Raw genomic sequence first — 14,999 nt, forward strand, 5'->3', positions numbered from 1 at the left:
TGCGCACCATCACCGAGACGGGCAGCGTGGCCTCGGCCAGCGCCTCGACGCTCACCTTCTCGAACACCTCGCGCAGGCTGCTGCGCGCCGCGATCCAGACCAGCTGGAGCACCTCGGCCGAGCCGGTGTACGACACCGCCTCGGGACGCAGGCCGTAGACGCTGACGAGCGGGCCGTCGACGGCGCGGATCACGTCGGCGACGTAGATGGCCGACGCCTCGCGGGCCAGGCGCCAGCCGCCGGACTGGCCGCGCTGGCTGACCACGAGGCCGGAGCGACGCAGGTCGGCCAGGATCGCCTGGAGGAAGCCGTGCGGGATCTGCTGCTCGCGGCCGATCTCCTCGGCGGAGACGGGGCCGTCGGCCTTGCGGGCCGCGATCTCGATGAGTGCGCGCAGGGCGTAGTCGGACTTGGCGGAGACGCGCATGTGGCAAGTCTCTCAGACCAGTCGACCAACTCGCTCTTGCCGCCCCGTGACGACGCACGGCCCCGGGACGGTGACGTCACGGGGCCGTGCGGGGCGCGATCAGATCGTGGCGGTCTCGACCTCCTGGCCGGCGCGCTCGGCGGCGCGGACCTTGCGCTCGGCGCGCACGGCCCAGACGATCAGGTTGACCCAGATGACGGCCCAGACGATGGCCGCGATGGCCACGGGCCAGCCCTCGACACCCAGGCCCTTCTCCATCAGGGTCTTGATGTTCGTGAGGATGATCAGGCCGCCGGCGCCCACGCCGAGCACGCGCGCCGGGAGCAGCTTGACGACGTAGGCCGCGATCGGCGCCGCGATGACGCCGCCGACGAGCAGCGCGCCGACGAAGCCGAAGTCGATGTCCTCGGTGCCGAGCGCGGTGAGGAATCCGATCGAGGCGCCCAGCGCGACGACGAACTCCGAGGTGTCGATCGAGCCGACCGCCTTACGGGGCTCGACCTTGCCCGACGAGAGCAGCGCGGGGGTGCCCACCGGGCCCCAGCCGCCGCCACCGAAGCCGTCGACCGCGCCGGCGACCAGGCCGAGCGGCGCGAGGAAGACGGCGGGCAGCTTGCCCTTGAACTCCGGGCGGCGTCCACCGATGGCCACGAAGCGGTACAGCACGTAGACACCGAGCAGGAGCAGCACCGCCGAGACGATCGGCGTGGCGGTCTCGGGGTCGAGGCCGCTGAGGAAGGTGGCGCCGGCGTAGGCGCCGATCCCGCCGGGGACGGCCAGGATGCTCACCAGGCGCCAGTCGACGTTGCCGAACTTCCAGTGCGAGGCGCCGGACGCGAGCGTCGTGCCCAGCTCGGAGAGGTGGACGACGGCGCCGGAGACGGCGGCCTGGGTGCCGGTGGCGATGAGCAGCGTGGACGAGGTCACGCCGTACGCCATGCCGAGCGAGCCGTCGATCATCTGGGCGAAGAAGCCGACCAGGGCGACGATGATGAGCTTGCGCATGGGGGTTCCTGGGTTCTGAGGAGGACGAGGACCGCGTGCGCACCTAAGTCGATGAGATCACGCGACCTAAGAACCGTAGTGGGGTTCGGCCGACCGGATCCCGACGTCTCACTCGGCGAGACGGCCGTCTCGCCGCCCACCGGGCCACCCGAGTCGCTTGCATCGGTTACCCGCGGGTAGGACAATGAAGTTACCGACGGGTACGCTCGTCGGACGCACCGCGGCTCCACCACCGCCGCGGCACCGCGACCGTCCCCACGACCACCGGGGCGGCGACCACAGACAGCGACGAGGCGGGGACCCGTGAGCCACTACAAGAGCAACCTGCGAGACATCGAGTTCAACCTGTTCGAGCTGTTCGGGCGGCAGGAGGTGCTGGGCCAGGGTCCGTTCGCCGACGTCGACGTCGACACCGCCCGCAGCATCCTCGGCGAGATCGACCGGATGTCCCGCGAGGACCTCGCCGAGTCGTTCGCCGACGCCGACCGCAACCCGCCGGTGTACGACCCCGCGACCTGCACGGTGACGATGCCCGAGTCGTTCAAGAAGTCCTTCAAGGCCTGGATGGACGCCGAGTGGTACCGCCTGCAGATCCCCGCCGAGATGGGCGGCCAGCCGGCCCCGAGCTCGCTGCTGTGGTCGACCGCCGAGCTGATCCTCGGCGCCAACCCCGCCGTGTGGATGTACTCCGCCGGCCCCAACTTCGGCAGCATCGTGCACCGCAACGGCACCGAGCGCGACAAGCAGATCGCGCAGCACATGGTCGACCGCCAGTGGGGCGCCACGATGGTGCTCACCGAGCCCGACGCGGGCTCCGACGTCGGCGCGGGTCGCACCAAGGCCTACCAGCAGGAGGACGGCTCCTGGCACGTCGAGGGCGTCAAGCGCTTCATCACCAGCGCCGAGCACGACATGAGCGAGAACATCATCCACCTCGTCCTCGCACGCCCCGTGGGCGTCGAGGGTGTCGGCGGCCCGGGCACCAAGGGCCTGAGCATGTTCATCGTCCCCAAGTACGGCTTCGACCTCGAGACCGGCGAGGTCGACACCGACGACCGCAACGGCGCCTACGTCACCAACGTCGAGCACAAGATGGGCCTCAAGGTCTCCACGACGTGCGAGCTGACCTTCGGCGAGCACCAGCCCGCCAAGGGCTGGCTGCTGGGCGAGGTGCACCAGGGCATCGCCCAGATGTTCCAGGTCATCGAGAACGCCCGGATGATGGTCGGCACCAAAGCCATCGCCACCCTCTCCAGCGGCTACCTGAACGCGCTCGAGTACGCCAAGGAGCGCGTCCAGGGCGCCGACCTCACGCAGTCGTCGGACAAGACCGCGCCGCGCGTGACGATCACGCACCACCCCGACGTCCGCCGCTCGCTGATGACGCAGAAGTCCTTCGCCGAGGCCCTGCGCTCCCTGGTGGTCTACACCGCCACCTGGCAGGACCGCGTCCAGCTCGCCGAGCACGCCGGCGAGCGCGACGAGCTCGCCGAGCGCGTCAACGACCTGCTGCTGCCGATCGTCAAGGGCTACGGCTCCGAGCGCTCCTGGACGCTGCTGGGCACCGAGTCGCTGCAGACGTTCGGCGGCTCGGGCTTCCTGCAGGACTACCCGGTGGAGCAGTACGTCCGCGACGCCAAGATCGACACCCTCTACGAGGGCACCACCGCCATCCAGGGCCAGGACCTGTTCTTCCGCAAGATCGTCAAGGACAAGGGCCAGGCCATCGGCCACCTCGCCGAGCAGGTGCAGCAGTTCGTCGCCAGCGAGGCCGGCAACGGCCGCCTCAAGGTCGAGCGCGACCTGCTCGCCAAGGGCCTGGAGGACGCGCAGGGCATCCTCGCCGCGATGTTCGGCCAGCTGATGTCGGCCGACCCGCAGGCCGAGAACGGCGACGTCCGCAACCTGTACAAGGTGGGCCTGAACTCCACCCGCCTGCTCACCGCCCTCGGCGACGTCACCTGCGCGTGGCTGCTGCTGCGCGGCGCCACCGTCGCCCTGGAGAAGCTGGGCGGCGAGGTGTCGCCTGCCGACCAGGCCTTCTACGAGGGCAAGGTCGCCGCGGCGCAGTTCTTCGCCCGCGAGGTGCTGCCCCGTCTCGCCGCCGACCGCGTGGCGGCCGAGACGACGGACCTGTCGCTGATGGACCTCGACGAGGCGGCCTTCTAGCCCGTTTCGAGTCGCCGCCGCGGCCCGCTTCCCCTACGTTCTGGGGAGGCGGGCCGCGGTCGTTCGGGGCCCCGGACGTCTGGAGACAGTCATGGGCATCGGAGTCGGCATCATCCTGGCCGTCGTGGGAGCGATCCTGCTGACGAACGCCATCGCCATCCCGTCGAGCTGGCCCGTCGACAACGACGCGCTCGGCCTGATCCTGCTGGTCGCGGGCATCGTCGCGCTCGGTCTGGCGGTCTACCTGAACCGCCGCCGCAACGACGTGCGCACCACCCACGTCGAGGAGCGCCGCTACCAGGACCCCCGCTGACCCAGGGGGCGACGGCTCGCAGCGGGCCCGGGCGCGGCGGCTACGTCGCGGCCGGGCTCGTGCTCGTCCTGACGGTCCTCGGCGTGGTCGTCATCGCGGCCACGAGCATCGGCGGCATCCGCGATTCGCGCGTGACCCCCCTGCGCGCCGACTCCACCATCACGGTGGGCGACGACCAGCTCGCGATCTACGCGCGCACCCGTGACGGCATCGGCACGCCGGTGACCTTCTGCGCGGTGACCTCCGGGTCCGGCGAGCGCACCGTCCTCGAGGACCCGCACGCCTCGGTCGAGGTCCAGCGGTGGGGCCGCGTGGCCCTGACCCCGCCGTCCCTCGCACCCGGCCGGTACGAGCTCGACTGCACCGAGCAGACCCCGGCCACGCTCGGCGTGGGCGTCAACCCGCCCCTCGCCTCGCTCGTGGTCCGGTTCCTGGCCGCCCTGGCCGTCGGAGGGCTCGGTGTCACGGTGTCGCTGGTGCTGCTGGTCGTCACGATCGTGCGACGTCACCGCGCCGCACCCGCCCGGTAGGTTCGGTCCCGTGCCCGACCTCGCCACGCTCGTGGACGCCTGGAGCCGCTCGGCGGACTCCCTCCTCGAGCTCACCGCCGACCTGTCCGACGACCTGTGGTCGCGTCCCACCGACTGCCCGGGGTGGGACGTCGCCGACGTGGTGGCCCACCTGCTGCACCTCGAGACCGAGCTGGCCGACGGCTCGACGCCCGCACCGGGTGACGGCGACGGCACCGTCGTCGCCGCCGAGTACACCGAGGCGGGCGTCGCGGCCCTGCGCGGACGCGACCCGCACGACCTGCACGCGGCATTCGCCGCCGTGGTCGACCGGCGGCGCGCCCAGCTCGACCCGGCCCCGACCTCCCCGCACGGCCGACCGCCGCACACGCCCGGCGGCGTCGACTGGGACTGGCAGACGTTCCTGCAGAACCGCGTCATCGACCTGTGGGTGCACGAGCAGGACGTCCGCCGCGCCGTCGGCGCGCCCGGCGGGCTCGACTCCCCCGGCGCCCAGGCCACCCTCGAGGTGTTCGCCGGCGCGCTCGGCTACGTCGTCGGACGACGGGTGCGTCCGCCGACCGGCACCGTCGTGGCGGTGGACGTGCACGGGCCCGTCGCGTTCTCCAGCCGGCTGCGCATCGAGCCCGGCGGACGCGCGCGTCCCGTCGACGAGACCGTGCCCGCCGACGCGATCGTCGCCACCGACACCGAGACGTTCGCGGTGCTCTGCGCCGGCCGCCGCTCGCCGGCGGACGTCGAGGTCGCGCTGTCGGGCGACGTCGACCTCGCGACCCGGGTGTGCGCGTCGATGGCCGTCACGCCGTGACCGACTGGACGCCCGATCGGATCGGCGACCTGACGGGCCGCCGCGCGTTCGTCACCGGCGCGACGAGCGGCATCGGGCGCTTCGTCGCGCTCGAGCTGGTGCGACACGGCGCCGAGGTGGTCGTGGGTGCCCGCGACTCCGAGAAGGCCCGTGAGCTGCGTCGGTGGCTGGAGTCGGAGGTGCAGGGCGCGCGCACGGGCGTCGTCCCGCTCGACCTCGGGTCGCTGTCGTCGGTGCGGGCCGGCGCCGAGTGGGCGCGCACCGAGTGGGACGGGTTCGACCTGCTCGTCAACAACGCGGGCATCATGGCGGCGCCCCGGCGCCGCAGCCCCGAGGGCTTCGAGCTGCACCTGGCCACCAACCACCTCGCGCACTTCACCCTCACCGCGCTGCTGTGGCCGCGGCTGGCCGCCCGGGACGGACGCGTCGTCACGGTCTCGTCGCTCTTCCACACGCTCGTCGACCGGATCGACCTCGCCGCGCTGACGCCGCTCGGGTCGTCGCGCCGCTACGTCCGGTACCGGGCGTACGCCGAGTCCAAGCTGGCCAACCTCGTCTTCGCGCTCGAGCTCGACCGACGGTTGCGCGACTCCCGGTCACGCGCGACGAGCATGGCCGCGCACCCCGGGTACGCGTCGACGGGCCTGTTCAAGGGCGGCCCGTCGATCGGCGCGCGGGGGCCGTGGTCGCTCGCGGTGCAGCAGGTGAGCCGCGTGGTCGGCCAGCCGGCCGCCCTGGGCGCGTGGCCCGTCCTGATGGCCGCGACGGCGCCCGGCCTGGCGAGCGGGTCGTACGTGGGGCCGTCCGGCCAGGGCGGCCTGCGCGGCACCCCGCAGCTCGTCGGCTGGTCGTCCACCGCCGGCGACCCCCGGCTCGGTCGCGACCTCTGGGAGGCCTCCGAACGCGCCGCCGGCCTCACCTTCCGCCCCTGACGCCCCCCTGCGAGTCGTCGAGATACGGGTTCTGCACCAAGAATCCGCTCGCGGTGGTGCAGAAGTCGTATCTCGACCACTCGTCGGGGGCGGGGGGCGGGTCAGCGGTGGGTGGGGACGGGGCCGCTGCGGCGGCGGAGGGCCTCGTAGGCGTCGGGGTCGTCGCGCGAGAGGCGGGCGCGGGTACGTCGGCGGTAGCGCCACACCTGGGTCAGGCCCACGGTCCACAGCACGTACTGGACGGCCATGGCCCAGCGGAACGAGCCCGAGGAGTAGTCCGACCCGCTGCCGGGCGTCAGCACGTCGAGCACCACGCCGATCGCGATCACGGTGAGCAGGCTGGCGATGAAGCCGCCCTGGTTGACGATGCCGGTGGCGCTGCCGAGGCGGTCGGGCGGGTTGAAGGTGCGCACGAAGTCGAACGCGATCATCGACGCGGGCCCGCCGACGCCCGCGGCCATCACGAGCAGCACCAGCAGCCAGACGGGCGCGTCGCCGGGCCACAGCAGGACGGCCGTCCAGGTGGTGACGATCGCGCCGACGATGCCGAGCACCAGCGTCGAGCGGTGGAACAGCCGGTTGGCGACGAACCACGCGATCACCGGGCCGGCGGCCATCGTGAAGCCCGTGAGCAGCGTCAGCAGCAGACCGGCCTGCGTGGGCGACAGGCCCTCGCCGCGCACGAAGAACGGGTAGCCCCACAGCAGGCCGAGCACCGTGCCCGGGAACTGCGCGGTGAAGTGCGTCCAGAACCCCAGGCGCGTGCCGGGCTCGCCCCACGCGAGCCTGAGCGACGACGTCACGGTGGCGATCGACAGCGGCGGCCCGGTGACGACGCGGCGCTCGGGGGTGTCGGCCACGACGAGGTACAGCAGCACCGCCAGGACGATGCCGATGACGGCCGCGGCGAGGTAGGCGCGCGTCCAGCCGAGCGTGCTCAGCGCCCACGTCATGGGCAGCGCGGCGGCGACCGCGCCGAGCTGGCCGGTGAAGCCGGTGAACTGGGTGACGAGCGGGATGCGCCGCGGCGCGAACCACGTGGTCGCCAGGCGCAGCACGCAGATGAAGACCATCGCGTCGCCGGCGCCGACGAACACGCGCGCCACCAGCCCCAGCAGGTAGGTGTCGGCGAACGCGAAGCCGATCTGCGCGAGCGTCATCACCACCAGGCCGGAGCCGAGCACGCGCCGCGGGCCGAAGCGGTCGAGCACGAGCCCGACGGGCACCTGCAGCCCGGCGTAGACCAGCAGCTGCACCATCGTGAACGTGGCCAGCTGGGCGGCCGAGATGTCGAACCGGTCGGCGGCGGCCAGGCCGGCGACCGCGAGCGACGAGCGGTGGAAGACCGCCAGGACGTAGACGGCGAGCGCGACGCCCCACACGGCGATCGCCCGACGAGCCGGTGCGGGCGGCAGGTCCAGCGACGCGCTCACCGGGCGTCCCCTCCGCCGATCGCGCGGCGCGCGGTGTCGAGGTGGGCGGCGACGGCGGCGGCGAACGCGTCGGCGTCGCCGGCCTCGAGCAGGTCGGTCAGGCGCGCGTGGTCGGCGGCGGCGACCTCCATCCGCTCGCGCGAGACCCGCATCGCCGCCGCGTTGATGCACAGCTGACGGGTGCGCAGGCTGCGGTACAGGCGCGTCAGCACGTCGTTACCGGCCACGCCCACGATCACCTCGTGGAAGGTGCGGTCGGCCTCGGTGAACGCGCTGACGTCGCCGTCGTCGAGCCGTGCGCGCATCTGCTCGGTGAGCTCGCGCAGCCGCGGCACGATCTCGGCACCGCGGGCGAAGGCACGCGGCGCCGCCCACTGCTCGACGAGCGCGCGGGCCTCCCAGACGTCGCCGGCCTCCTGGGCCGACACCGGCACGACGAGCGCGCCCTTCTTGGGGTAGAGCCGCACCATCCCCTCGGACTCCAGGCGCAGGAACGCCTCCCGGACGGGCGTGCGCGAGCAGTCCAGCTCGGCAGCGACGCCGCCCTCGGTGAGCAGGCCGGAGTAGACGCCGTCGAGGATCCCGCGCAGGACGTGCTCGTAGGCACGCACCCCGGCGGACGCGTGGACGGGGGTGGAGGTCGACATGATGCATGCATCATAGATGCAACAGATCGGACGCCGCCAACCCTGGCCTCGGCGCGGGCGGGATGAGAGGCTAGTCCAATGAGCCAATTGCTGTCCGATGTCGTCGTCGTCGACCTCACCCGCGCCCTCGCCGGCCCGCACGCCGGGATGATGCTCGGCGACATGGGCGCCCGCGTCATCAAGGTCGAGACCCCGAACGGCGGGGACGACACCCGCGGCTGGGGGCCGCCGTTCGTCGGCCCCGAGGACGACCGCGAGTCCACCTACTTCCTGTCGTGCAACCGCAACAAGGAGTCGGTGACCGCCGACCTGAAGTCGCCCGAGGGCAAGGAGCTGCTGACGCGCCTGGTGCGTCACGCCGACGTCCTGCTCGAGAACTTCCGCACCGGGGTCCTCGACCGCCTCGGGTTCTCCGTCGAGCAGCTGCACGAGCTGAACCCGCGCCTGGTGATCTGCTCGATGACCGGCTTCGGGCACGACGGCCCCGAGGGCGGCCGCGCCGGTTACGACCAGATCGCGCAGGGCGAGGCGGGTCTGATGAGCCTGACGGGCCCCTCCCCCGATGAGCCCAACAAGGTCGGCGTCCCGATCGGCGACCTGCTGGCCGGCATGAACGGCGCGTTCGGCGTGGTCTCGGCGCTGTACGAGCGCGCCACCACCGGACGCGGACGCGTCGTGCGCACCAGTCTGCTCGCCGGCATCGTCGGCGTGCACGCCTTCCAGGGCACGCGCTGGACGGTCGGCGGCGAGGTGCCCCGCGCGCTCGGCAACCACCACCCGTCGATCTCGCCCTACGGCCTGTTCCGCACCGCCGACGCCCCGGTGCAGCTCGCCGTCGGCAGCGAGGGCCTGTGGGCCCGCTTCGCGCCCGTGATCGGCGTCGCCGTCGACGAGCCGCGCTTCGCCACGAACTCCGACCGCGTCGCGCACCGCGACGAGCTGATCGCGGTCGTCGAGGACGTCTTCGGCTCCGACGGCGCCGAGACGTGGCTCGCCCGGCTGGCCGAGGCGGGCATCCCCGCGGGCAAGGTGCGCACGATCGACGACGTCTACGCGTGGGACCAGACCCGCAGCCAGGGCCTGCTCGTCGACGTCGAGCACAGCAGCCTGGGCACCATCACGCTGCCCGGGCCGCCGATCCGGTTCGACGACAACCTCCACGCCGGTGGCCGCGAGCAGCACCAGGCGCCCCCGCGCCTCGGCGAGCACCAGGCCAGCGTCACGGCCTGGCTCGACGAGCAGGACGCGCAGGCGGGCACGTGAGCCCCCGGCCCACCCGTCTGTCGGCCGCGCAGCTCGTCGAGCTGGTCCTCGACGACGGGTCCTGGACGTCGTGGGACGTGCCGGTCGTGCGCGGCGACCTCGACCCCGACTACGCCGCCGAGCTGGTCGCCGCCGCCGAGAAGTCGGGGGTCGACGAGTCGGTGGTGACCGGTGCCGGCACCGTCAACGGCCGCCGCGTCGCCGTCCTCGCCGGGGAGTTCGCGTTCCTCGCCGGGTCCATCGGCACCGCGGCCGCCGAGCGCCTGGTGGCCGCGATCGAGCGCGCGACCACCGAGGGCCTGCCGCTGCTGGCCGCGCCCGTGTCGGGCGGCACCCGCATGCAGGAGGGCACCGCGGCGTTCGTGCGGATGGTCGACATCACCGCGGCGATCTGCCGCCACAAGGACGCCGGCCACCCCTACCTGGTCTACCTGCGCCACCCCACCACCGGCGGCGTGATGGCGTCGTGGGGGTCGCTCGGCCACGTGACGGTCGCCGAGCCCGGTGCGCTCGTCGGCTTCCTCGGGCCCCGCGTCTACGAGGCGCTCTACGACAAGCCGTTCCCCGAGGGCGTCCAGACCTCGGAGAACCTCTACGCGCACGGCCTCGTCGACGCCGTCCTGCCGCCGGAGGACCTCCAGGAGATCGTGCACCGCGCCCTCCAGGTGCTGACGGCGCCGCGCGACCCCGCCGAGAACCCGCTGGCGCAGTCGCCCGACGCCTCCCCCGAGCCCACCCGCGAGCTCGACGCGTGGGAGTCCGTGACGCGCTCGCGCGACGACCGCCGTCCGGGGGCGCGTCGCCTGCTGCGCCTCGCCGCCACCGACGTCATCCCGCTCAACGGCACGGGCGAGGGCGAGACCGACCCCGGCCTGCTGCTCGCCCTCGCCCGCTTCGGCGGCGCACCCTGCGTCGTGCTCGCCCAGGACCGTCGCGGCCAGACGCGCGAGCGTCCCCTGGGCCCGGGCGCCCTGCGCGAGGCGCGCCGCGGCATGCGCCTGGCCGACGAGCTCGACCTGCCGCTCGTCACGGTCATCGACACCCCCGGCGCCGCGCTGTCGGTCGAGGCCGAGGAGGGCGGGCTCGCCGGCGAGATCGCGCGCTGCCTGGCCGACCTCGTGATGCTCGACGCCCCCACGCTCACCGTCCTGCTCGGCCAGGGCACCGGCGGCGGCGCGCTCGCGCTGCTGCCGGCCGACCGCGTCGTCGCCGCCGAGAACGCCTGGCTCTCGCCGCTGCCGCCCGAGGGCGCGAGCGCCATCCGTCACCGCACGCCCGACCGCGCCGCCGAGATGGCCCGTGCGCAGGGCGTCGGCTCGGGCTCGTTGCAGCAGGCGGGCGTCGTCGACCGCGTCGTGGCCGAGGACGTCGACGCCGCCGAGGACCCCGACGGCTTCTGCCTCGCCCTCGGCGAGGTGGTCCGGCACGAGCTCTACGGCCTGATGCGCCGCGAGAGCGCCGAGCGGATGGCGGCCCGGTTCGCCCGCTACCGGTCGTGACCCCCGTCGTGCAGGTGGCGCACACCGCCCACCTCGAGCCACGCGTGCTCGAGGCGGCGCACGCGCTCCTGCACGACGTCTTCGACGATCTCGAGCCCACCGACTGGCAGCACTGCCTCGGCGGGCTGCACGCCCTCGCGTGGGACGGCGACCTGCTCGTCGGCCACTCCGCGCTCGTCCAGCGACGGCTGGTGCACGGCGACCGGGTGCTGCGCTGCGGCTACGTCGAGGGTGTCGCCGTCCGCACCACCCACCGTCGCCGGGGCGTGGGCGGGCTGGTGATGGAGCCGCTCGAGCGCGCCGCCGACCTCGCGTACGACGTGGGCGCGCTCGCGTCGAGCGACGAGGGGCTGGCCTTCTACGCCGCCCGCGGCTGGCACCGGTGGGAGGGCCGCACCGCCGCCCTCACCCCCGACGGGGTGCGTCCCACCCCCGACGACGACGGCTGCATCTTCCTGCGCCCGGCCCTCCCCGCGTCGCCCGACCTCCTGGTCTGCGACTGGCGCGAGGGCGACCGCTGGTAGCCCGTGGCGTCGTCGTGCGGTCCGCCGACGACGTGTGAGGCTGGAGGTCCGGTCCCCCACCCCGCCGGGCCGGCGACCTGCCGAGCGACACCCCGTGACGCGAGGAGAACCATGGCCGGCGACGAGCACTCCACCGACGAGCTGGGAGCGGGCGAGGTCCGACGGGTCGGACCCTGGGCGGTCGGACGCACGCCTGCAGGCGACGAGTTCGCGGTCTCCCCGCGCTGCCGCCACCAGCTGGCCGACCTGAGCAGGGGCACGGTCGACGCCGACGGGTGCCTGGTGTGCCCGTGGCACCAGAGCCGCTACGACGTCACGACCGGGGCGATGGTCGCCGGGCCGCGCGGGTTCTTCGGCTACCACGGGCGGACCGTGGTCTACGGCTCGATCGTGCTCGCGTACGGGCGCCACCTGCGCCTGCGGGTCGGCCGGGTCCTGCACCGCGACGGACGGCTGACCGTCCGCCGCTGACCGCTCAGCCCCCGGGGTCGTGGAGCGCCCCGCCGTGCTGGATCCACCAGCGCGCCGCGCCCCGGACGTCGGCCGGTGCGTCGGGGTCGTCCACCAGCCGCCGCAGCCGCGGGCTCTCCGTCATGCCCAGCGCGTACATCTCGGCGGGCGAGGGGACGCCGAGGTCGTCGGGCACCACCGCCCCCGGCACGTGCGCGAGCGCCCGGAACCGGATACCGGCGTCGATGTCGTCGCGCCCCGCCAGCTTGACGACCCCGTCGCGGTGCTCCTCGGTGGCGAGGTAGGTCAGGCCGGTCGCGTGCGCGTCGAGCAGGTGGTCGCCGGACGCGCAGACGGTGACCAGGTGGTCGGCCAGGTCGGACCGGAACGGGCTGGCCATCAGCACCATCCAGCTCTCGTGCTGCGCGTCGGCTCCCCGCATCCCGAGGGCCTCCTCGAGCAGGTCGCGCAGAACGTCGTCGACGTCGACCCCGACCACCTCCATCGCCGACGCGGCCGAACGCCGGATCACGGCCCGTTCGACCTGCGCCTCGGCGGAGGCCTCAGCGGCGCGACGGCGACGCAGCAGCGGCGCGAGCGGGCCGGACGACTGCGGGCCCAGCTCGCCGGCCAGGCGGAAGGCGAGGTCGACGTTGCGGGGGGAGTCGCCCGTGATGACCGTCGCGAGGGTAGAGCTCAGCTGCCGCGTGAGGCCGGGCGAGAGCTCCTGGGGGACGCCGTGGTCGCCGAGCCCCCACAGCGCGCCGGTACGGACCGACTCCGACTCGTGCGAGGTGAGACGCACCAACATCTCGATCGGCGCGATGCCGCCGGCGTCGTGGAGGTTCGCGACGAGGTCGACGACGGCCTGCGACGACGGCTCGGTGACCTGGCGGCCGATGGCTCGCACCACGTGCGGCCCGACCAGCTCGTGACCCAGCATCTGGCGCATCGCCTCGATGCGGCGCAGCCAGGCACGCCCGACCGACCGGGGCACCTCGCCGACGAGCGCCTGTGCGGTCTCCTCGCGCAGCGCCTCGGGCAGGTACACGAGCATCTCCTGGCTCGTGACCAGACCGGCGAGGCGGTGCCAGGTGCCCCCGTCGTGCTCGCCCGCGGCGAGCAGCGCGAGGCAGTCGTCGAGACCGCGCACCGCCTCGGCACGGGGCAGTGGCGGCCCCGGCTCGCGCGTCTCCATGCCGTGGTCGCGCCACAGCACCTCGACGGTCGCGACCAGGAGGTGCTCGGGCAGGCCGAGAGCGCTCTCGTACCCCGCGACGATCGCGCGGCTGGCCCGGATGCGGCCGGACTCCCAGCGGCTCACCCGGCTCGCGTCGACGCTGACGTGCGGCGCCACCTGGGCGAGACGCTCGGCGAAGGGCGCCTGCATGGTGAGTCGAGGATCGTGGGACCGCCGTCGCCACGACTTCAGGAGCCACCCGACCCGCGCATCGACGATCTGCGTCGTGTCGCTGCCCACAGCACCTCCGAGAACGGCCAACCGTCAGCCGTCCCGGTGACGTTAACGGCGACGTCGTCCCCGGACGGGCGATTTGCGCGCGGTGGGAACCGGTGCAAAACCGCCCGTCCAGGACGCGCGTGCGTCAGTAGAGCAGCGCGTTGGCCGGGTCGTGCAGCAGCGCGCCCACGTCGGCGAGGAAGCGCGAGCCCTGCTCGCCGTCGGCGACCCGGTGGTCGAACGACAGCGCGAGGGTGCACACCGAGCGGGGCTCGATGCGCTCGCCGTCCGGCCCGTCGACCACCCACGGCATCCGCCGGATCTGCCCGAAGGCGAGGATGCCGGCCTCGCCGGGGTTGAGGATCGGCGTGCCCGCGTCGACGCCGAAGACACCGACGTTGGTGATCGTGAACGTGCCGCCGCTCATCTCCGCCGGCTGGGTGCGGCCCTCGCGGGCGGTGGCGACGAGGGTGCCGAGCGCCGCGGCGAGGTCGTGCAGCCCGAGCGCCTGCGCGCCCTTGACGTTGGGCACGACCAACCCGCGCGGGGTGGCGGCCGCGATGCCGAGGTTGACGTCGTGCTCGAGCACGATCTCCTGGGCGGCCTCGTCCCACCGGGCGTTCAGCTCGGGGGTGCGGCGGGCCGCCAGGCAGACGGCCTTGGCCAGGACGAGCAGCGGCGAGACCTTGACGTCGGCGAACGCGCGGTCGGCCTTGAGCCGGTCGACGAGCTCGACCGTGCGGGTGACGTCGACCGTGAGCCACTCGGTGACGTGCGGCGCGGTGAAGGCCGAGCCGACCATCGCCTGGGCGGTCATCTTGCGCACGCCCTTGACCGGCACACGCGTCTGGCCGCCGGCCGTCCGAGCCTGGACGACCGGTGGCGTGGCCGCCGGGACGGCCGAGCCGTGGCTCTCGACGTCGGCGCGCGTGACGACGCCGCCGGGGCCGCTGGGCGTGACCGTTGACAGGTCGACGCCGAGGTCCTTGGCCAGCTTGCGGACCGGCGGCTTGGCCAGCGCGCGGACGAGCGCCGCGTCGGCCCCGGTGCCCGCGGTGCGGGCCTCGGCCGCGACCGGGGTGGTGGCGGCGACGACCGCGGGCGGGAGCGGCGCCTCGGCGCCGAACGCGCCGTTGACCTCGGCGCGGACCTCCTCGGTCGGGGCGGACGGCGCGGCCTTGCGCGGACGACGCCGGGTGCCCGACGCGCGCGGGCCGTAGCCCACCAGCGTCTTCATGGGCTCCTCCTCCGCCGGTGCGGCGGCGTCGTCCTCGGTGACGTCGACGCCGGCCGGGGCGACCGCGATGATCGGCGTGCCGACGGCGACGGTCTCGCCGGCGTCGACCAGCAGGCGGGCGACGGTGCCCGCGTACGGGCTGGGCAGCTCGACGACGGACTTGGCGGTCTCGATCTCGACCACGACGTCGTTGACCTCGATGACGTCGCCGGGCTTGACCGACCAGCTGACGATCTCGGCCTCGGTCAGGCCCTCGCCCACGTCGGGCAGGTTGAACTGCTGCATCTGGCTCATGGGTCCCCC

At 73.8% G+C, this 14,999-nt stretch carries 15 protein-coding genes; 9 read left to right on the forward strand and 6 right to left on the reverse strand.

Features of this window, described 5'->3' with window-relative positions; all coding sequences use genetic code 11:
• On the reverse strand, window positions 1-427 hold a 427-nt coding region (locus ACI6PP_RS15835; RefSeq protein ID WP_421112575.1), incomplete at its 3' end, for an RrF2 family transcriptional regulator.
• 99 nt (window positions 428-526) lie between these two features.
• A complete protein-coding gene (locus ACI6PP_RS15840) occupies window positions 527-1,432 on the reverse strand; it encodes a sulfite exporter TauE/SafE family protein (protein WP_421112576.1) in 906 nt (301 codons plus the stop codon).
• A 303-nt stretch (window positions 1,433-1,735) separates the two neighbouring features.
• On the opposite strand from ACI6PP_RS15840, the gene ACI6PP_RS15845 reads away from it, so the two are divergent.
• The 5 genes from ACI6PP_RS15845 (at window position 1,736) to ACI6PP_RS15865 (ending at window position 6,184) form a co-directional block, all read left to right on the forward strand.
• On the forward strand, window positions 1,736-3,601 hold the full coding sequence (locus tag ACI6PP_RS15845; RefSeq protein ID WP_421112577.1) for an acyl-CoA dehydrogenase: 1,866 nt from the start codon (window positions 1,736-1,738) through the stop codon (window positions 3,599-3,601).
• 91 nt (window positions 3,602-3,692) lie between these two features.
• The gene (locus tag ACI6PP_RS15850) at window positions 3,693-3,914 is read left to right on the forward strand and encodes a hypothetical protein (protein ID WP_421112578.1); all 222 of its coding nucleotides are present in this window, start codon (window positions 3,693-3,695) and stop codon (window positions 3,912-3,914) included.
• Between the two features lie 59 nt (window positions 3,915-3,973).
• A complete protein-coding gene (locus tag ACI6PP_RS15855; RefSeq protein ID WP_421112579.1) occupies window positions 3,974-4,444 on the forward strand; it encodes a hypothetical protein in 471 nt (156 codons plus the stop codon).
• Window positions 4,445-4,454: 10 nt separating this feature from the next.
• Window positions 4,455-5,252, forward strand: coding sequence for a maleylpyruvate isomerase family mycothiol-dependent enzyme (locus ACI6PP_RS15860; RefSeq protein WP_421112580.1), 798 nt, complete (start codon window positions 4,455-4,457; stop codon window positions 5,250-5,252).
• On the forward strand, window positions 5,249-6,184 hold the full coding sequence (locus ACI6PP_RS15865; protein WP_421112581.1) for an SDR family NAD(P)-dependent oxidoreductase: 936 nt from the start codon (window positions 5,249-5,251) through the stop codon (window positions 6,182-6,184). The genes ACI6PP_RS15860 and ACI6PP_RS15865 overlap by 4 nt, the downstream gene beginning before the upstream one ends.
• Before the next feature lie 101 nt (window positions 6,185-6,285).
• On the opposite strand, the gene ACI6PP_RS15870 is transcribed toward ACI6PP_RS15865, so the two are convergent.
• Both ACI6PP_RS15870 and ACI6PP_RS15875 read right to left on the reverse strand, forming a co-directional pair.
• On the reverse strand, window positions 6,286-7,617 hold the full coding sequence (locus ACI6PP_RS15870) for an MFS transporter (protein WP_421112582.1): 1,332 nt from the start codon (window positions 7,615-7,617) through the stop codon (window positions 6,286-6,288).
• Complete coding sequence (locus ACI6PP_RS15875; RefSeq protein ID WP_421112583.1) at window positions 7,614-8,264, reverse strand: GntR family transcriptional regulator; 651 nt, start codon at window positions 8,262-8,264, stop codon at window positions 7,614-7,616. The genes ACI6PP_RS15870 and ACI6PP_RS15875 overlap by 4 nt, the downstream gene beginning before the upstream one ends.
• Before the next feature lie 78 nt (window positions 8,265-8,342).
• On the opposite strand from ACI6PP_RS15875, the gene ACI6PP_RS15880 reads away from it, so the two are divergent.
• From ACI6PP_RS15880 to ACI6PP_RS15895, 4 genes are all read left to right on the forward strand, one after another.
• Entirely contained in the window at window positions 8,343-9,527 is a 1,185-nt protein-coding gene (locus tag ACI6PP_RS15880) for a CaiB/BaiF CoA transferase family protein (RefSeq protein WP_421112584.1), read from the forward strand.
• On the forward strand, window positions 9,524-11,026 hold the full coding sequence (locus tag ACI6PP_RS15885) for a carboxyl transferase domain-containing protein (RefSeq protein WP_421112585.1): 1,503 nt from the start codon (window positions 9,524-9,526) through the stop codon (window positions 11,024-11,026). The genes ACI6PP_RS15880 and ACI6PP_RS15885 overlap by 4 nt, the downstream gene beginning before the upstream one ends.
• Window positions 11,023-11,550: a GNAT family N-acetyltransferase gene (locus ACI6PP_RS15890; protein WP_421112586.1), complete on the forward strand. Its 528-nt coding sequence runs from the start codon at window positions 11,023-11,025 to the stop codon at window positions 11,548-11,550. Before ACI6PP_RS15885 ends, ACI6PP_RS15890 begins: the two co-directional genes overlap by 4 nt.
• Before the next feature lie 111 nt (window positions 11,551-11,661).
• A complete protein-coding gene (locus ACI6PP_RS15895; protein WP_421112587.1) occupies window positions 11,662-12,021 on the forward strand; it encodes a Rieske (2Fe-2S) protein in 360 nt (119 codons plus the stop codon).
• Window positions 12,022-12,025: 4 nt separating this feature from the next.
• Here the strand turns inward: ACI6PP_RS15895 and ACI6PP_RS15900 are convergent, their stop codons facing one another.
• Both ACI6PP_RS15900 and ACI6PP_RS15905 read right to left on the reverse strand, forming a co-directional pair.
• Entirely contained in the window at window positions 12,026-13,390 is a 1,365-nt protein-coding gene (locus ACI6PP_RS15900; protein WP_476712942.1) for a hypothetical protein, read from the reverse strand.
• Window positions 13,391-13,604: 214 nt separating this feature from the next.
• Window positions 13,605-14,990: a dihydrolipoamide acetyltransferase family protein gene (locus ACI6PP_RS15905; RefSeq protein ID WP_421112589.1), complete on the reverse strand. Its 1,386-nt coding sequence runs from the start codon at window positions 14,988-14,990 to the stop codon at window positions 13,605-13,607.
• Window positions 14,991-14,999: the final 9 nt, after the last annotated feature.

The organism is Solicola agrisoli (assembly GCF_049059935.1).
Taxonomy (GTDB): Bacteria; Actinomycetota; Actinomycetes; order Propionibacteriales; family Nocardioidaceae; genus JAURVT01.